The 18,657-nt window shown below is 41.4% G+C and carries 16 protein-coding genes, 2 tRNA genes and 1 pseudogene; 11 read left to right on the top strand and 8 right to left on the bottom strand.

The genetic code is table 11. The annotated features are described in order from the left end of the window. From U0033_RS24175 to U0033_RS24155, 5 genes are all read right to left on the bottom strand, one after another. Nucleotides 1–516: a hypothetical protein gene (locus U0033_RS24175; protein ID WP_072366581.1), complete on the bottom strand. Its 516-nt coding sequence runs from the start codon at nucleotides 514–516 to the stop codon at nucleotides 1–3. Next, nucleotides 516–3,944, bottom strand: a complete 3,429-nt coding sequence (gene brxC, locus U0033_RS24170) for a BREX system P-loop protein BrxC (protein WP_072366579.1) — start codon at nucleotides 3,942–3,944, stop codon at nucleotides 516–518. The genes U0033_RS24175 and brxC overlap by 1 nt, the downstream gene beginning before the upstream one ends. An 11-nt stretch (nucleotides 3,945–3,955) precedes the next feature. Continuing rightward, on the bottom strand, nucleotides 3,956–4,501 hold the full coding sequence (locus U0033_RS24165) for a BREX protein BrxB domain-containing protein (protein WP_072366577.1): 546 nt from the start codon (nucleotides 4,499–4,501) through the stop codon (nucleotides 3,956–3,958). Beyond that, the gene (locus tag U0033_RS24160; protein WP_218164137.1) at nucleotides 4,485–5,276 is read right to left on the bottom strand and encodes a hypothetical protein; all 792 of its coding nucleotides are present in this window, start codon (nucleotides 5,274–5,276) and stop codon (nucleotides 4,485–4,487) included. The genes U0033_RS24165 and U0033_RS24160 overlap by 17 nt, the downstream gene beginning before the upstream one ends. Before the next feature lie 381 nt (nucleotides 5,277–5,657). Beyond that, a complete protein-coding gene (locus U0033_RS24155) occupies nucleotides 5,658–5,858 on the bottom strand; it encodes a helix-turn-helix transcriptional regulator (protein ID WP_072366575.1) in 201 nt (66 codons plus the stop codon). A 254-nt stretch (nucleotides 5,859–6,112) separates the two neighbouring features. On the opposite strand from U0033_RS24155, the gene U0033_RS33500 reads away from it, so the two are divergent. The 7 genes and pseudogenes from U0033_RS33500 to U0033_RS33495 all read left to right on the top strand — a co-directional run. After that, on the top strand, nucleotides 6,113–6,397 hold the full coding sequence (locus tag U0033_RS33500) for a transposase (protein WP_072366656.1): 285 nt from the start codon (nucleotides 6,113–6,115) through the stop codon (nucleotides 6,395–6,397). Nucleotides 6,398–6,423: 26 nt separating this feature from the next. Beyond that, complete coding sequence (locus tag U0033_RS24150; protein ID WP_407654208.1) at nucleotides 6,424–7,239, top strand: IS3 family transposase; 816 nt, start codon at nucleotides 6,424–6,426, stop codon at nucleotides 7,237–7,239. Between the two features lie 624 nt (nucleotides 7,240–7,863). Continuing rightward, nucleotides 7,864–9,018: a HEPN domain-containing protein gene (locus tag U0033_RS24145; protein WP_072363959.1), complete on the top strand. Its 1,155-nt coding sequence runs from the start codon at nucleotides 7,864–7,866 to the stop codon at nucleotides 9,016–9,018. After that, nucleotides 9,011–9,886, top strand: a complete 876-nt coding sequence (locus tag U0033_RS24140) for a helix-turn-helix domain-containing protein (RefSeq protein ID WP_072363961.1) — start codon at nucleotides 9,011–9,013, stop codon at nucleotides 9,884–9,886. Before U0033_RS24145 ends, U0033_RS24140 begins: the two co-directional genes overlap by 8 nt. A gap of 89 nt (nucleotides 9,887–9,975) precedes the next feature. Beyond that, on the top strand, nucleotides 9,976–10,488 hold the full coding sequence (locus U0033_RS24135) for a helix-turn-helix domain-containing protein (protein ID WP_083571730.1): 513 nt from the start codon (nucleotides 9,976–9,978) through the stop codon (nucleotides 10,486–10,488). Further along, nucleotides 10,478–10,774 (top strand): L-aspartate oxidase, encoded by a 297-nt coding sequence (locus U0033_RS24130; RefSeq protein WP_072363965.1) that lies wholly within the window; start codon nucleotides 10,478–10,480, stop codon nucleotides 10,772–10,774. Before U0033_RS24135 ends, U0033_RS24130 begins: the two co-directional genes overlap by 11 nt. Beyond that, nucleotides 10,719–11,498: pseudogene (locus U0033_RS33495) on the top strand (recombinase family protein); the annotation flags it as partial. The gene U0033_RS24130 and the pseudogene U0033_RS33495, both read left to right, overlap by 56 nt. Before the next feature lie 739 nt (nucleotides 11,499–12,237). Here U0033_RS33495 and U0033_RS24125 read toward each other — a convergent pair. From U0033_RS24125 to U0033_RS24115, 3 genes are all read right to left on the bottom strand, one after another. Beyond that, nucleotides 12,238–12,311: transfer RNA gene (locus U0033_RS24125), tRNA-Ala, on the bottom strand. A gap of 78 nt (nucleotides 12,312–12,389) precedes the next feature. Further along, nucleotides 12,390–14,312 carry a gamma-glutamyltransferase family protein gene (locus tag U0033_RS24120; protein ID WP_072363966.1) on the bottom strand — a complete coding sequence of 641 codons (1,923 nt, stop codon included), beginning with the start codon at nucleotides 14,310–14,312 and terminating at the stop codon, nucleotides 12,390–12,392. Nucleotides 14,313–14,440: 128 nt separating this feature from the next. Next, nucleotides 14,441–14,800, bottom strand: a complete 360-nt coding sequence (locus U0033_RS24115) for a SnoaL-like domain-containing protein (protein ID WP_072363968.1) — start codon at nucleotides 14,798–14,800, stop codon at nucleotides 14,441–14,443. A 184-nt stretch (nucleotides 14,801–14,984) separates the two neighbouring features. Between U0033_RS24115 and U0033_RS24110 the strand changes: the two genes are divergently transcribed. The 4 genes from U0033_RS24110 to U0033_RS24095 all read left to right on the top strand — a co-directional run bounded on the left by U0033_RS24110 (nucleotide 14,985) and on the right by U0033_RS24095 (nucleotide 18,620). After that, nucleotides 14,985–15,989 carry a helix-turn-helix domain-containing protein gene (locus U0033_RS24110; protein WP_083571732.1) on the top strand — a complete coding sequence of 335 codons (1,005 nt, stop codon included), beginning with the start codon at nucleotides 14,985–14,987 and terminating at the stop codon, nucleotides 15,987–15,989. Between the two features lie 25 nt (nucleotides 15,990–16,014). Continuing rightward, on the top strand, nucleotides 16,015–17,187 hold the full coding sequence (locus tag U0033_RS24105; RefSeq protein WP_072363971.1) for a M20 metallopeptidase family protein: 1,173 nt from the start codon (nucleotides 16,015–16,017) through the stop codon (nucleotides 17,185–17,187). Nucleotides 17,188–17,252: 65 nt separating this feature from the next. Beyond that, nucleotides 17,253–18,437, top strand: coding sequence for an MFS transporter (locus U0033_RS24100; protein ID WP_218164082.1), 1,185 nt, complete (start codon nucleotides 17,253–17,255; stop codon nucleotides 18,435–18,437). Nucleotides 18,438–18,538: 101 nt separating this feature from the next. Continuing rightward, nucleotides 18,539–18,620: transfer RNA gene (locus U0033_RS24095), tRNA-Leu, on the top strand. The last annotated feature ends 37 nt before the right edge of the window (nucleotides 18,621–18,657 follow it).

Raw genomic sequence — 18,657 nt, 5'->3', positions numbered from 1 at the left:
TTAACAATTGAAAAGTTTCGTTCTTAGTTTTTGATCTTCCCCATAAAAAAAATTGCCAAACTGTGGTAATCCGTTAATTGAGGCTGTAACATCTTCGTGTATTTGCATTATTTCCGACAAATACTCTAAAACTCTCCACTCATTTCGAGGACACCAATATTCAATTGCAATATCTTGGTTTATTACATGACCTTCACCATTTTTTTTCAAACCATCAGTTAAACACATTGGTGCAGGATAAGGGCTTACCATGTGCACCTTGTATATTCTTTTACTACCAATGGCACATATTCTACTACTATAAAAGGATAAACAATGCTGTATACTTCCGAATGCATAAAATGTCCTGCTTCTGGAGGGCGCATTTATAGGTCTAAAATCATCCAAATAATTGTCAATCCATGCTGTACCTTTTGCAATTGCCTCTTGATGATATAAAGTGTGGTCAGGCAATGGCACAATAAAGCCTGAAGGATATTCATTACAGGTTATATGGAACAATTCTTGTTCTTCCATTATTTTATTATAATTGAGCTTGCGTTTTTCAATAAATCTTCCAATTGTGCTCTTATATTTGCAACATAACGATCAATGTCTGCTTGGTTATTGATTGTGATTCGCGGTAAACTGAACGTTTGGCATTGCGGGGCAGCTACTTTTATGGCATCCTCCAAAGCCGATTGAAACTGACTTGGCAATGCAGCAATCTTTGTTTCCCAAGTATACAGCGATGCCTTTTGCAATTGCATCAATAACTCCTGTGCATCCAGCGATTTTATTCCCGGCTTTATTAATAATTGATGCCTAGCTAATATGCTTTGCTTTTGCTCTAGTACAAGCTCGTCAAAATACACATTTCCTTGTAGATCTTTCATTTTGGCATCATATAAATAAATATAGCCGCCCTTTAATTTGTTCAATGCTTCTTTTAATTGGTCGGTTAGCTCTATCAATTTAGGATATACCGGATCGGGCTCCTGCAACAACAACCTGTTCTCCCTGATGGCACCTATTTCGGTCTTCAACTGCTCCATATCGCCATTGGCATAGTTAACCAATTCAGATAACAAATACCATTGCGGTTCCCTACTTTTTACCACTTCCGCTTTTTTACGCCATTCATTTATTTTTGCTTTCAAGTCTTCTTGTTCCTCCAATAGGCGAGTTAAGCGTTCATTCCCGTCCAGGTTTTCTATGTCTTTTACAAATTGTAGGTTGATTGGCTCTGGCTTTGGTGCATCTCCACTAATGGTGCAAGCCAAATCTCTCAACTTGGTTAAGAATGTATTGGAATGCAAAAACTCTTCTCCTGGTTTGCACGAAATGCCTGCATCTTGATAAAGTTTTCTTAGCTTAATCTTATCCGAAGCAGACAGGATATGAACTTCTTTTTTGAAGTTTGCGTTACCGATTTTTGACTGATTAATGTTTGGTTCGGGTGTAGAAATGTGCTCCGTGTTTTTGAGCATGATAATAATTGCATCAATCGCGTCCTGACTCCAACCGTACGGAGCCTTTACAAAATGGCTACGGATTTCTTTGCCCTGCTTCGTATTGTTACCAATAAAGCGAGTGATTTCAATAGCAACCGGGTGATCTTTTGGTTCTTTGTCCCAGCCAATTTTTTTCAAAGCATCGGGGTCTCCCGATAATGCTTTTGTCAAAGCTTTATCCCAGTCTTTGTAATCGCCTTTACTTTTAAAATCGATAAACTGCCTGTCAGCAATGCTATTCAATGCCTCTTCAATGTTATCCTTTATCGCCCCCACTTCCACCTTGTTGCCACCTGCCAGATAAACTATTGCTTCCTGACAAATCTTATCGATTAATTCTTCGATAGCAATTTTTGCTAAGCTCTGTCGAGTTTCCATACTCTTTTTAGCTTGTTCTCCTTCAGGCGTGGTCGCCGAACCTTTCTTTAAATCAACTGTTAATCCGGCAGCCAAATACTTGATAATTTCACTTGTCAAATCAGAGTCACGAAACTTTTTTACAAACACATAAGCCAACGGCGCATCGAGGCCTTCTGCACGAATTTCATTCAATACGACTGACTCGTTTTCAAACCATCCGTCGCGGACCCAAACATTCAATTTGTTCTCTGTGTTGGGCCGGGTATCTTTGTCCCAAATTTCAAAATCTCTTTTTTGTTTTGATACACCTTGTAGAATGTTGATTGTTTTTGTTTTCTCCTTAAAGAAAGCAATAATTTTTTCCCTACGGAGACTCTGAATCTGATATTCGCCAGAACCGCTGATTTTCTGAGCATGAATATTATATTCCTGCTCCCATTCTGTTCCTATTTTCGTTTGTAGCTTAAATTCGTCATTGACTGGCATCAGCACTTTTTCGGATACCAGTTTTTTTATCAAATCATCAATCTTAGTTCGAAAATTATCTGAAGGTTCATTAAGGTTTTCAATTAATAATTCAGCAATTGTATTTACGTCAGATTTTAAGCGGTTTCCTTTTGTTTCTTCACCTAATTGGTCAATAAGAAAAACAACACTTAATATTCGCCCTTCCAAAGCAGCATCCCCACCTTTAGATTTTCTTCCTTCAATTAGATTGTTGGTCTCATTTAAAAGCAAAGCGTTTTGTAAAAGTTGAGACTGCTTTTGTTCAAATATCAAATCTGCCGGAACAATAAAACCCAGATCGTTATTAGCAACTTTCTTGATGCTTTCATCCACAATTCTTAGTTGGCTTCGTAACTGGCCTGAATTACCTGCTGTATCTATAGACTGTAATATCTTTTTCCAGAATTTACGGGTAGAAGGCATGATTGGATAATCCGCTACTAAAGTTGTCTTATCACTTGTAATATAGCCGTATTCCGTACCCGACAAATTCCGTGAAATTTCTCCTAAAGCCGCATCTAACTTTTTATCAATAGCATTTATTACTGATGGCTTTTTTTCCAATACCGTTTTACGTGTAACCGTTTCAACATCCGTATCAGATAAAGAAACCTTTACAGTGAAGCGATCCTGCAATCGTTGCAATAAACTAGTTTCCGACAATGCATTTTGTCCAGTTCCAACAAGTAAAAACTTACCATTGAAATTGCTACATATATCCTGGGCAATGTTTTGCAGGTCAATGCTCTTATCGCCATCCGAACCAATGAATTGCTGCACCTCGTCCAATACAATTATTGTGAGTGGGATCTTATTGCCAAAGAACATTGGTAATATTTCCGTTTTGATCGTATCAATTAATTGCTCACGACTTATGCTATCTATGCGTTTGAAATTGGCTTTGAAATTTTCTTTAACCTTGGCTTCGTTTTCTGCAAATTCAGGTTTTAATTCTAATACAGATTTTGCAATGGCGGAAGAAACAAATAAGTTTTCGTATTCCTTTTTAAAGTCCTTACCCTGCGTTTCCACTAAAGATTTTAAACCATCATAAATCCCTTCCTGCTTTGCCCAATAGACAAACTTAAAATGATGGTATTGCTGAGGAAGTCCCAATTCGTTTAAAAACAATTGTAGGAATGAATAGCGTATATCAGCCGAAGGGAAATCTTTTAATGTACCCGAAACGGAAAGCCTACCGTTTATTTTTTGCTTTCTTTCCAGCTCAATAAAAAGATCATTAACATCTTGGGGCAAGGGTTTGATACTTCTAGCAGAGTCTCCGTTTGGAAAGTTAAAATCCTCCCAAAGGTAGCCAAGCATTTTCACTAAGTGTGACTTACCGCTACCAAAAAAACCGCTAACCCAAACCGCTGGTTGCTTGGGTTGGTCAATATGTTTAAGATAGGTATCTAAGATTCTATAAATCCCCCGTTGGTATTCACCTTCACATACAAATGTTTTCAATTCATGCCTGATAATCCTCAATCCTTGTTCATCTTTGGCAGTATTAATTTCTACAACGCCATCATTAATCAAGTTATTTTCATCAGGGTTCAATGTAAATAATTCTTTGTTCAGCATAGTATAACTTATTAAGCAGTAATCGGTCTGGCTAAATAACTCCAGCCATCTCTTGCATCCAACAAACGGTATTGGTTTTTATCGTATTCACCAGGAAAGAAAATGAGCATCCTTCCTTTAAAAGAATTGGCACACCCATTTAAAATATCAGACATTCGGTTGAAACCAAATAAAGCAGAAATATCCCTCACCGCAATCAATGTTTTGTCATCAGTACCTTGTTTATTTATCTCTTCTATCAAGAAAGTAATGGCAAATTTTTTAAACTCAGATTCAAGTTGATCTACTAAAGTTTCGGGGTCATTAAAATATTCCTCTTTGTAATCATGACTTGCCATCCAAATAGGAAAACACTTTTTAAGAGAAATGGTTATCCATCTTTTTCCCGCTTTTTTCGTTGCCATTTCAAAATCACCAATTCGTAAATCAACTTTACGTTGCTCAGCAGGATCATACACTAAGAACCAAACCCTTTCTTGGCCCGACAAAGCATTTGACCAGGGTTCATTAACAACCAGCTCATATGCAGTTAATAATTGATCAACTTTGGATGCCATCTATACCAAGTTTAGTAAAAAGGTTAGTAAATGATATGGCTGTAACACTTCCAGCAAATTGATATTGTAGCAGATCTCTTTTTGATGCGTCAATGGCAATCTCCCTTAAATGTGAATCACTTAAACAAAGCGCCTTTACCCATTTGCTTGTGAGAATAAAATCACCCCTATCACCGTTACAATAAGCCAATAAAAAAGCATAGGCGACCGCATGATAACCGATTTCTGGCTGTACACGAATGTTTTTTACTTTGCCAGAAATAAACCCCGCTTGTTTCCAGGAACTTGCAATATTTTGAGCTAACGACCTTTTTGTATTTTCAGAAAATTTATTGGGATGATGCCCTTCAATGTTTTCTTGTATTTTTTCAATTGTGACCTTATCGCCGAGTTTTGTGGATGCAATAACTACATAACTTTCTCCCAGAAGATAATCCTGGCCTATTGCAAATAGAAGCGTTAGCAAAGGTTTATCCTTTTCTGCCGAAATCTGCCAGAAATACTTAAAAAATTTGAATGGTTGATAGGAAAGATTGAACCCATAAAGTTGTTTTAAGTATCCAGTCGTTTTATCTTGATTGTTTTTCGTTTTTTTATTGACAATATTTTGATTAAGAGAATCTATATAAATATCATCATGAATTGCATGATCCATCACTTTTGATAGCTCTACAAACATCATGGTTCTGCTCGTATGTATAGTTTTTTGTTTCTCCACTTTATCGATTTCTTGTTTATTTCTTTCCTTTTTGGGGTTTTTAACAAAGCCTTCCATTCTATATCCTAATTCTTTTCCATTTCATATACTTTGCTTTTAGACCAAAGGACCAAAAGTTCTTCTGGTAGCGCCATTTGCAGTTTTGCCTATATCAGAACGTATTCAATTTACTACTTTGCGTTCCACGCCCAATCTTACTAAACATTGGAGTATCCCTATCCAACGATATTGCTACTTTTGGACAATGTAATAAAAAACGACCGAAAGCAACAAAACTAATATGCAACTATATATTCCTGATAATGACATTCTTATCTTTCCTATTTCTTAAAATCAAATACCAAATCCATAACTAAAAAAGTAGTAGTCAAGGCTGAATGCTACTGCTTTTAAAAGATTTTTTTTAATTCGATACTTTCCAAATATTCGAGAAATTAGTTATTCTATTAGAAGAGCACAAACTTTGACATTCAAAAATTTAGCTATTTCAAATAACGTAGCAATATTAGGCTGACTGTCGTTGGTACACCAACGAGAAACAGTTCCTGGCCTTACTTTTAAATAGTCTGACAGCTCTTTATTGGTTTTCTTTTTCTCCGCAAGAACAACTTTAATTCTATTATATTCTCGATTACTCATTCTGTAGATATATCAGGTTATGCCTACAAATATAAAGTTCTGACATTCAGCCAATATTTATCATTAAAAGCATAATTAATAACAATAAATGCTATATTTATTGTTATTAATGCTATAATATTAATTTAATTGTTACCTTAGTTTGGTCAAAACAAATTGAAAATTGTTTATTCTACTCTAAATGCTCATATAATGGTACCCGAAATTTGGACCGGTAATTAAGATTGTAAAAAACATCTTAAATTGCCAAAATAATGACAAAGCAAAGCAGAAGAAAATTCACTGGAGACTTCAAGGCGAAAGTAGTCATGGAAGCCTTAAAAGAGCGTAGTACAGTTGAAGAACTAGCTAAGAAGTATGATTTGCATCCCACACAAATCAATACATGGAAACGAGAGGCGGCAGCCAAACTTGCTAGTGCGTTTGATTCAGAATCTGGAAACAAACAACAGGAACAACAAGCTGATCAACTGGAGAAATTGTATGCACAGATAGGTCAGCTTAAAGTTGAGAATGACTTCCTGAAAAAAAAATTGTAACCAGGTCATTATCCATCCGTCGTTCCATGCTTGAACCAAATCATCCATACCTTAGTATTCGCCGTCAATGCGAGCTTTTAAAGCTGCACAGGAGTGGTTTGTATTATGTTCCTGTATCGGAGACAAGCGAGAACCTGGAAATAATGCGCATTCTTGACGCGCAATACTTTCTGACACCTTTCTATGGGGAACGTCGATTGATGGCTTTATTGCGTCTAAAAGGGTATAATATTAACAGAAAGAGAATAAGACGTCTGATGAAATTGGTAAACTGGAACACACTATTCCAGGAACCCAACACCAGTAAGCCGGATAAATCTCACAAAATATATCCTTACCTGCTCAAAGGCATCGATATCAATAAAGCTAACCAGGTTTGGTGTTGCGACATTACATATATTCCGATGAAAAAGGGCTTCATGTATTTATGCGCCATTATTGATGTACATACCCGCTACGTAGTCAACTGGGGCATAAGTAATACCATGAATGCAGAGTGGTGCAGAGATATTGCAGATGTTGCAATTTTGAAACACGGTAAGCCGGAAATATTTAATACAGATCAGGGCAGTCAGTTCACCAGCGAAGTGTTTACCGGTCTGCTAAAAGAACATGAAATCAAAATAAGCATGGACGGGAAAGGTCGGGCACTGGATAATATATGGATCGAACGACTGTGGAGGAGTGTTAAATATGAGCACATTTACCTGAACGTACACGAAGATGGTCTTTCGCTCTATCAGGGCCTGAAAGAATATTTTAATTTTTATAATCGTACGCGTGTGCATCAATCATTGGATTATTCAACCCCAATAGAAGCCTATATGGCCAAAGCCGCATAATCCCCTGCCGGGGGCTTGTGCCAAATGATTCACAGGGCAAAGCCCAGTAAATCATTTAACACTTAAAAGCTTAAAAGGAACGATTACCGGTCCTAAGACTGGGGACCACCATACTCATCTAATGATATTTGAAAACTCAACATAAGAAGTATAGTTTTGCGAGCACTTTAAATATTTTTAAGCGTGTTTGCTTTATTCTCGCTACTGAAAACTACCACATTTAATGATCGCGGGAAATAGGGTAAATCGCTCACGTTATTCCTTTAGCTATATGCTTAAAGGTTCTGACGTGGGCGTTCTTATTCGCGATCAGGGGCGTGGTAGCCCTTCAGTAGCTGTAAGAACTAACCCACGTCTTTTTTATTAAACCTACAGGGTGTTCTTACGATTGGATAAACCTCCTTCTTCCATTTTTATAATTCCAAGTCATGTTTTGTAAGAAACCACCTCAATTTCAAGCGGCACCTGCAGGCAAGCCTCAATGGCCCATCTAAAGTAATTCCTTTATAACATTAACATCATTTTTATGCCGCTATCACCTTTGACCATAGCGGAAGGAATATCCCATTGTATAAATGACTCCCCATTTTCTATTCATACCTATCCACCTTTAAACTTTTCCAAATGAACACACCATTAAACAAGCGAATACTATCCAATTGGCCAGTATGGCACCAACAACCTTTCCGGCTCACCTGTAATGAAATAAACAACCCTCATCATATCCTAAAAGAATTCTTCACCTGGTACACTTTATCAGATATACGTTTATGCCTCAAGGAATGGCTAACCGATGCTTTACGTGCAGAAGATGTGGAGGCTCTGGAGTATGTCACTCTACACGATAATATTGAAAAGCTGATTGAAGCGGCCTGGGTAATTCTTGGAAATGAATCCGTAGAGGGGATAGATACTGAAGATAATAACAAAACCGAAACACCCATTATTCCACTCACTCCTGAAGTACTACAACCAGAAGCAGATCCGCTTGAAAGAATTCTTGACATCATTGTTAAAATAACTGAGGCGGAAAAGATATATCTATTGGATGCTCATGGAACTGATAAAGCTGGTCATGCTTTCCAATATGATCTACTGATTTTGCTACCCGTAAAGTCACAGCAACCACATAAAGAACTTCAGGAAGCCATTGAAGCACAATGCAAGGATATTGCAGACATTATGATCAGCTTTTCTAAGGCGGTCGAAATTTACAGGTTAATCAAAGAAGGACATATATTCTTTTCATTTGTTTGCATTGCTGAAAACCTGATATATGATGATGGCCGGTTTCCCTTACCTGTTCCAGCCATTACTGATTTAGCAGCCATCAAAACCAAAGCTCTGGAGGATTTTAATAAACCATTTCACGTTGCTCAGATATTTTATGATGGGGCTGGTTATTTCTATCTGAAACACGATAAAAATCTGACTGCCTTTATGCTCCAACAGGCGACCGAACATTGTCTTCGAGCCATCCTGTATGCGCTCACTGGCCACAATTACGTGACCCATAACCTGCAAAGGTTATTTCGTTTCACCAGACAATGCGCTCCCGAATTGCAGGTTTTTTTTCATTCCGGCGCAGGGGGCAATAAAAATCTACTCCATCTTTTATATAAAGCCTATGTACATGCCAGATATAAGGATGATTTTCAAATAGAGCATCATCAAATACAGATATTATTCCGTCTCATAAAGCAGTTACATGACAAGACAACACAGGTTTTCCAGGAAAAGCTGGATTCATTAACCAATAAGTTTACCCAACATGACTGAGAATATTTTCATGCGCTATTTCCGCGAAAAGAACAATCTAAGCCAGGAAGCGGTCGCCAATGTTTTACATATGTCCAAAGAGCAATATGCCGAATTGGAAGCAGGCAAATCCATTCTCAAGTTTGAAACGGCCAAACACCTGGATGCTTTCTTCAAAAGCGAAACCTGTTATTTTTATATTCTTGGTCTGCAACATCAATTAATGGCTACTCAGGAGGAATTGATTGATTTATTAAAAAAGCAGGCAGTAGGGAACGGAGAATTGAGTGAGGAAGAAGCAAGTAATTTAGAAGCATTAGACGAATCCAGTGAGCTTGAAAAAATACCTGAGCTTCTTTTGGAAAAAGTAGCTCGTAATCCTACTCAGGTTATTCAGGAAGTCTTTAGAGTACGGGATATTGATTCTATTCGTGATGATACCTGGACATGGATAAAAGCAGCTATTGCCAATAATAAAAGTAGTTGTGAAGAAGAGGGCATTCGGTTAACATTAATGACTTTCTATAAAGACTTACTGGTGTTATTAGAAGCCTTACACCTGATAAACGAAAAAAGAAAATGTGAAAATGCTGTTGGAGTTACGGAATCAATAGGTGCTCACACTACCGCACGATCCCAGAATCAACCTCGTGATTTGGTTTACGAACTAGTAATGAATCCTGAACAGGTACTTAAATCTTTCTATGAAAAATATACGCTGAAACAGTTACGCTTTTTATTTTGGAACTGGTTAGATGCTGGTATTTCAAACGAAGGTGTCGGATATGACGAAGGGATTGAACGTTCTTTCCTACTATTATTATATGAACACATCTATTGTTTGGTGGAAGCAGCTTACTATCTTAACGTAAACGCAAATCGTTCCTGATAAATCTTTAATAACCCTTAATTGTCCTTAATTGTTTTTAACTGTATCCTGAAGCGTACGTAAATGTAACAAGATAATTTATTGAGCTAATGGCAACCTACACCTTACATGAATGCCTGACCGTATGGCATTCATGTCTTCTTTCAATGTCAGTGACAATTTGCCACAAAACAAACCAGGATCTTGATTTTAAGATTTTCTTTAAGTGTTTCATTGGTAAACAAGTTTACACTTTTTACCGCTTTGTACCGATTCTTTCCGTTAGCAATTTTGGTCGAGTTGGTCATGATAAAACAGGCCTGGCATTTGATCTTACGGTACCAATAAATACCATATCTATGAATGACGAATTAAAGCTTATCCAGCAAAAATTAGACACATTGATTACCAAACTGGATAAAATCCAGTCCAGAATATCCTCCCTGGAAATCAACTCATCGCCGCCACTTTCATTACAGGAAGCTGCAACTTACCTGCACCTGTCTGTATCAAGGGTTTATACTTTAGTATATGCAGGTAGGCTACAAACACTACAACATACAAAACGGGGAAGGCATCTCTTTTCTAAAGAACATTTAAACCAATATCTATATGAAAAATAAATTAAAAGCCATTCCCAAAAACTCCAATGCTATAGAAACGGATAGCTTATCTGAAAAAGTTAGCCTGCAACAATTGAGAGCAATCTGGAATGATGAACACCGCAGTTACACAGATGATGAATTACTTAAAATCAGGGACTGGTTGTATTCGGTAGCGAAGATGGTAATTGCCGTCAGCCAAAGAATGGAAAAGGAATATACACTAATTAAACAACAGCAAATACAAGAGCATGAAAACACGCAAAGCTATCCTTTATGTCAGAGTGAGTACAGACGAGCAAGCTGAGGGTTTTAGTTTATCTTACCAGGAAGAGCGGCTTCGTAAATATTGCGCGTTGAATAATATAGAAGTGGCGGCTTTCTATAAAGAAGACCATTCGGCTAAAACATTTGACCGACCTGAATTTAAAAAGCTACTGGCCTTTCTTAAAAGTAATAAGCATTCGGCTGACTTGCTGTTGTTTTTAAAATGGGACCGGTTTTCACGTAACGCCGCTGATGCCTACGGAATGATCAGCCAGTTAAACAAACAGGGAGTAGAACCGCAAGCTATCGAACAACCACTAGACATGAATATTCCCGAGCACAAGTTTATGTTGGCTATTTACCTGGCTGCTCCGGAAGTAGAAAATGACCGGCGTTCTTTAAACATATCAGATGGTATTCACAAGGCTATGAAAGAAGGTCGATGGATGGGACCAGCCCCGGTAGGATATAAACGTAGCCGTGATGAAAATAATAAAGCATGCATTATTCCTTCGGAAAAGGCTTCCCTGGTGCAGTGGGTATTTGAAGAAATGGCTACCGGCTTGCATCATATAGACCATCTGAGAATGTTGGCGCATAGAAAAGGACTGAAAACTAAACGCAGCGCTTTTCATGAAATGTTCCGCAACCCAGCATATATCGGAAAGATAAGAGTGCCAGCTTATAAAGTCGATCCTGCCATGATCGTGGAGGCCAAACATGAGCCAATTATTGCTATCAAATTGTTCTATGATGTTCAGGATATCCTGGAAGGAAAAAGAAAAAAGAACAACCAGCCTGCAAAGCATACCCAACGAGAAGAATTGCCTTTGCGTGGCTTTTTGACCTGCCCCAGATGCAATCGCATATTAACAGGCAGCGGCTCTAAGGGTAACGGCGGGCGCTACTTCTACTACCATTGTAGAACTGGCTGCAAAGAAAGGTTTCTGGCGGCTGATGCCAATGCTTCATTTTATGGACAGCTTACAGCTATCGCTAATAACGAGAAACTATTCAGATCCATGGAATTGATATTGAAGGAAGCGAACCAAACCGATGGGCAAGACAAGGCCACAGAGTTTAAAAAGCTAAAGCAGGAACTGGAAATCTATCAAAAAAGATTAGAAAATGCACAGCTACTAATATTAGATGGCGGAATTGATGCGGGTGATTACAGAAATATCAAAAGTAGGATTGAACCAGAAATCGAAAGATTAGCCAGGCAAATAGCCAGCTTTGAACAAAAAGACCCAGAGGAAGAGAAGATAAACGAATACGGCTTTTTCTTTCTGCGTCACCTCAATGTATTGGTTGATTTTGCCACATCGGAAGAGAAGTTTCAGTTTCTTGGTTCGACCTTTCCGGAGAAGTTTCATTTTAAAGATGGAAAAGTTCGAACCAACTCCGACAACCTGATCGTTCAGGCGCTTTTCACGCCAGACGCGGCTTTCACCAAAATAAAAAACGGCAGCGAAGCTATGTTTTCGCTGCCGTCCGGTGGAGTGGAGAATACCGGAGTCGAACCGGTGACCTCTTGCATGCCATGCAAGCGCTCTAGCCAACTGAGCTAATTCCCCTGCAATCGAGGTTGCAAATGTAAAATTTTTCTGGAATTTGCCAACTTTATTTTTGCAATTGCCGGCATGACTGGAAATTTACCAGCCAATGCCATAATCCTCTCCATGGTTGCTGCTACCACCCCAAAGGCTACCGTGATCCCTGTCCAGGAAAATAGCGTTTACAGGGCCACTTGTACGCTCTCCGTAAGTCGGTTTGTAACCCATTTTGATCAGGGTTGTACGCACACTATCAGGGGTATTTTTGTTCAGTAAAATCTCTCCCGGGTGTGGTACGCGATCTTTGGCCTGGGTACCGCCGAGGGAAAGCCAGAGTTGATTCGTGTTGATGTTTGCCGCTTCAGTGGCCTGCTGCACCGTCATCCCGAATTCGACTATATCGAGGAAGAACTGTAAGAGGTTCTGATCCTGGGTATCGCCTCCCTGTACTGCGAATGATAAAAACGGCTTCCCGTCTTTCAGCGCCATACTGGGTGTGAGGGTAACACGGGGGCGCTTACCGGGAGCCACCACATTGAAAGGACAAACCGCAGAATCCAATACAAATGATTGCATCCGCTGGCTCATGCCTACTCCTGTATGCCCTGCTATGCAGGCCGGGGTCCAGCCACCGCTCGGGGTTACAGATACCACCCAGCCTTCTTCATCAGCAGCTTCCACGCTGGTGGTACCTCTCCATAATCTATCCATATAGGCACTATCATTCATTGCCATCATCTGGTCAGTAGCAGGCGTGTTCAGGATAGCCGCAGCATCGTGTTTTGGCAGGAAACTTTTATTCAGATCGACAGAAGTATCAGACAATGCATTGTGCATCTTTAAAAGAGCTGTGAACGGATTCTTTTTGCCCTCGTAAGCATAAGGATCACCCGGACCTGATTTAGGCTCATTTTGGGCAGGATTAATTAGTTTTGCACGCTCCTTTGCATACTCCTTGCTCAGCAGACCATTTATGGGTAAGCCGGGCGAAAAAGCGGGATCCCCATAGTAGAAATCACGATCTGCAAAGGCAAGACTCATGGTCTGGTATACGGTGTTGATGTATTGGGAAGAATTGTAGCCCATACTTTTCAGGTCGAAGTTTTCCAGGATATTCAGGCTTTGCAGCATGGCAGGTCCTTGTGTCCATGCCTGTAATTTATATACCTCGATACCACGGTAACTGACATGTAATGGTTCTTCTTCTACAGGCTTCCATTTAGCCAGGTCATTCAGTGTGATCAGGCCTCCCTGCTCCTGGCATCCTCTTACAAATTCTTTTGCGATATCACCTTTGTAAAAACGATCATACGCTGCCATGATCGCTTCTTTACGACTTTTATGATTACGCAGTGCTTCCTGTTCTGCTTCTACCATCCTGGTAAGTGTAGCCAGTAAATCTTTCTGTACAAAGATCTCACCTGCATCAGGGGCTTCTCTTTTTTCACCGGGATGTGTAAGGAAAACGGCTTTGCTGTATGGCCATCCTTTGATCCTCTCCTTTGCGCGTTCGATGCTGTTGGCTGTTTGTGCTTCTATTGGGTACCCCGCCGCCATTTCCATAGCTGGTGCCAGTACTTCCTTCAGACTGAGTTTACCATAGTTAGCCAGCATGAGGCAGAGTCCTCCCGGCGTACCTGGTGTAACAGCGGCCAGTGGGCCATATTCAGGCGGGAAGTTATAGCCCTTGTCTTTGAAGAATGCAGGCGTGGCACCTGTTGGCGCTACGCCCAGCGAATTGATGGCAATGACTTTTTTTGTTGTAGGATTGTAAATGAGGGCTTGTGTTTCTCCACCCCAACTGAGTACATCCCACATGGTGCAGGTAGCAGCCAGCATAGCACAGGCGGCATCTACGGCATTTCCTCCTTTCTGAAAGGTCATAGCACCCGCGGTAGCAGCCAGGGGTTTACCTGTAACAGCCATCCAGTGTTTTCCATGTAAGGGTGGCTTTTGTGTTTGCTGTGCCATCATAGGCGATGCAATAACAAAGAGGCTTACCAGGAGGCAAATTCGTTTCATAAGCAAATGCGATTTAGACGGTAGGATGCCAAGTTAACAAAAGAAAAAGCCCGAACCAATCGCTTTTATACCTGCGGTATAAAAGCGATTGGTTCGGGTGTAGGGCTTGCAGTCTGCCTGAAAAAAATTTAAAAGAAAAACTGTTCGGAAATAACCTTTCCATCCCTCACTTCATATACACATATTTCTGCCATATTCATTCTTCCCTGTCCTTTCATATCCACATCCATGTCGATAGTAAAGGAGATAGCATTTGCTACTACTAATGGTTCGGACACTTTGATACTATGCACCGCATCCAATCCATCCAAAAAAGCTTTGATCTTTCTCTGTAACTCAGGCAGGCCTTTGGTTTCCTTTGCAAAATCGGGGGTTGCATAAGGTTCAATGCTGACTGCATCCGCTGCATACAATTCGGTTTGTGCTTTCTCAAATTCTCCTTTAGCGCAATACGCCACCAGTTGCTGGGCGATCTCTTGTGTAGTCATAATAATTGGGGGTTTGATTTGGTATAAAGCTAAGATAAGGATATTACCCTTGTGTTAAATGATCCGCCCGGCAATGCTATTGGATAACAGGACGATTGATATGCAATGCGGCCGCAGTGATATCCATTAATTTGCTGATACTAACCCATGATATCTTCTCACAATCACACGTTAAATACTATGCATGATGTCCAACCAATATCCCCCTGGGCTGCACTTCGGGATCCCTGAAAAAATGCAGCCACTCGTACGCATTTCAACTCATTTGCCGGAACAATTCAAGCAATACCTGCTGTCGCCTACTTCCGCTACTACGTATATCGAGGCCCCTTTTGGCAGTTACATTACCCAGGAGATCAAGGGGCAGGACTGGCTGATCAGCTGGCAGCAATGTTTTATCCGGGAAAAAGTACGTCTGCGGCCTTCTACCTCCTCTCCCATGCTGGCTATGTATTGCATTCTGAAAGGTAATATCTCCTGTCGTTTGCAGGGACAGGGTAAAATAATGCTGATTGAAAAAGAGTTCGGTATCTACTACATTCCATCGCATTCTCAGAATACAGCCGATCTGCGTTCCGGCAATTATGAGGTGATCTGTATTTCTTTTTCTCCTTCCTTTTTCAGCAGGTTTATTTCCCGGCATCCATCTTTTGACGACATCTATCAGCAACAGCAAAAACAGGCGCGCAGAGGTACGACACTACCCGCTATCAGGATGGAGGCACCCGATCTGAAAGTGCTGGACGAACTACGACACAGCCCATTGAAAGAGGAAGAAAAAGTGGCCTATGTAGAAGAAAAACTGGAAGAGCTACTCACGCTTTATTTCAATGCCCTGACACCGAAATACCTGCAGAACGGAGAGCAGGCCGGCAAACTGAAACAGGTATGCCTGTACATTCAGCATCACTATCATCAACATCTGAGCATTGCAGATCTGAGCGGGAAAGCAGATATGCACATCAACACTTTTGAGAGGGCTTTCAAAGAGCTATTAGGGGTCAGCCCCAGAGGGTATATCGAACACCTGCGCATGAAAAAGGCAGCAACACTTCTATCACAAACTACACTTAGCATCAAGGAAATTAGTTATAACACCGGCTACAGAGGGGCGAACTACTTCACAGCGGTGTTCAGGAAACGGTATCGCTGCTCTCCAAGAGAATATCGTAAAAACCGCTTATCTTGAGAGGATCTCAAGAAAAGTGGAATAAATGGACGAGCAATTATCAGCCAGACTTATACAGATCAGAAGACAGATTCATGCCAACCCTGAACTGGGTTACCAGGAAGAAAAAACATCTCACCTGGTAAAGCAGGAGCTTGACAAGCTTGGCATACCTTATACTACAGGGGCAGCCCGTGGTACAGGGGTTATTGGCACCCTGCGTAAGGGTGATGGACCTGTTGTAGCTATCCGTGCTGATATGGATGCCCTGCCTATGCAGGAAGAAACAGGCCTGGCCTTTGCCTCCACCACGGCCGGCAAAATGCATTCCTGTGGTCATGACCTGCATACGACTATGCTGATAGGTGCTGCTGCACTTTTAAAAAATACAGACTTTCAGGGCACTGTCAAGTTCCTCTTCCAACCTTCGGAAGAAGGACCTAATGGCGATCCGGAAGGCAAAACAGGTGCACACAGGCTGGTGGAAGAAGGATACCTGGACGATGTACAGGCAGCGCTCGGACTGCATGTAGATCCATCATTGCCGGTGGGTCAGATCACTTATGCAACCGGTCCGGCACTGGCATGTACCGGTTTCTTTACGATCGAAGTACTGGGCAAAGCCGCACATGCAGGTGCTGCACCACAGTTGGGGGTAGATGCAGTAGCCGTGGCTGCTCAGCTTGTAACGTCCGCACAAATGATCGTGGCAAGGCATACCGCTCCTACAGAAACCGCCGTGCTGTCATTTACTAAAATCAATGGCGGGGTCGCACCCAATGTAATTGCTGACAGGGTGGTGCTGGAAGGTACTATCCGCTCACTGGACCTGGATACCTACAATGACATCATCAGCAGGCTTAATAAGATCATTGATGGCCTGATGGGCGCCTTTGATGCGAAGATCAAATTTGACCTTTACTATAATCTGCCCAGCGTGCTGAATGACAGTACAGTACATGATAAACTGGTACAAAGCCTGGACACCGTATTTGGTGTGGGCAATAGTAAACAGGTAGTTCCCCTGCTGGCAGGAGAAGATTTTGCTCATTATTCCCGGAAGGTGCCTGCTATGTTTTACCTGCTGGGCGCCCAGGATCCTGCGGGTGGAGGGTATTACCTCCATCATCCTAAGGTGATCTTCAACGAAGGAGCCATTGCATATGGCGCTCAGTTCCTCGCTACTGGGGCGGTAGGATTATTGAATAATTACAGGTAATTCTTGTCTATTTGAATGATGAGGCAATTGAGTGTTGAATCAGTATAACTAATTTTGCGGCCGTCATGAAACAAAAGCACCTTGGAAAAGCAGATACCGCGTTTATGGCGGCCTGCACCGGATTGATCGTCGCTAATATATATTATTGCCAACCCCTGATCGTTTTGATCTCCAAAGAATGGGGGCTAAAAGAAAGCGCTGCCGGGCGCGTCACTTACCTCACCCAGATCGGGTATGCATTGGGTTTATTACTCCTGGTGCCCCTGGGAGATATCCTTGAACGTAAGAAACAGATCCTGGTCACCACCCTGGTGGCGATTGGCTCATTATTGCTCGCGGCTACCGCGCAGAACTTCTTTGTTTTGCAGGCGGCGAGTTTGCTGATTGGTATATCCTCTGTGGTGCCGCAGTTAATATTACCCCTGGCGGCGCACCTGGCTCCGGATCACAAACGGGGTAGTATAATAGGTGCTATCATGGGTGGATTGCTGGTAGGCATCCTGGCATCCCGCTCTGTAAGTGGTATGGTGGGGGCTTTGTCTGGCTGGCGGGAGATGTATTATATCGCGGCAGGGATCTGTGCAGTGCTGATGGTATTGATGTATTTCAGGTTTCCGGACAGTCAGCCGACGCTGAAGAGTAATTACGGAGAGCTGATGCGTACGGTGGCACATTATGCCCGTACTCATCCCCGGCTGCGGGAGGCATCGATCATGAATGCCCTGTCATTTGCGGTGTTAAGTGCTTTCTGGGTGACGATGGTATTATTCCTTTCCGATGCTCCTTTTAAGTATACTTCGGCGCAGATAGGTATGTTTGGCATAGCGGGGGCAGCTGGGGCATTGGCGGCGCCGCTGGTAGGTAAACTGAGTGATGGCAGGGATCCGGGAAAGAACATCATTATAGGGCTGGTGCTGGAATTGCTGAGTTTCGGAACTTTCTATTTTACCGGCAGTGGTATTATTTTATTACTGGTCGGTATTGTTTTGCTGGATGTAGGTCATCAATCAATCATGGTGACTAACCAGACAATTATATATTCATTGAAACCGGAGGCCAGGAATCGTTTTAATACGGTGTATATGACGACTACTTTTATAGGTGGTGCAGGGGGTTCGGCTATGGGTTTATGGCTCTGGAACCATGGGCAGTGGCCGGTGGTATGTGCGGGCTGTACGGTGATTGTACTGGTAAATGTGGCTTTATTTTATATGTTCAGGCCGGCGACAGACAAAAAGGCATTTATTTAAGTGCAGACATTTTTTTTAAATTCATAAAAAACAATACCTTTGCCGTCCTTTCCCCAGCATGTCAAGGCAGGGGGAAGTAGTTCTTAACACGTTTAGTGTATGCGGGTGTGGTGAAATTGGTAGACACGCCAGACTTAGGATCTGGTGCTTCACGGCATGGGGGTTCGAGTCCCTCCACCCGCACTTTTTTTATACATTTCGGCATACAGCTTATAAAAAA

The sequence above is a fragment of the Chitinophaga sancti genome (assembly GCF_034424315.1).
GTDB lineage: Bacteria > Bacteroidota > Bacteroidia > Chitinophagales > Chitinophagaceae > Chitinophaga > Chitinophaga sancti.
Note: the sequence above shows the minus strand (reverse complement) of the source record. Positions and strands in the feature narration are given on the sequence as shown.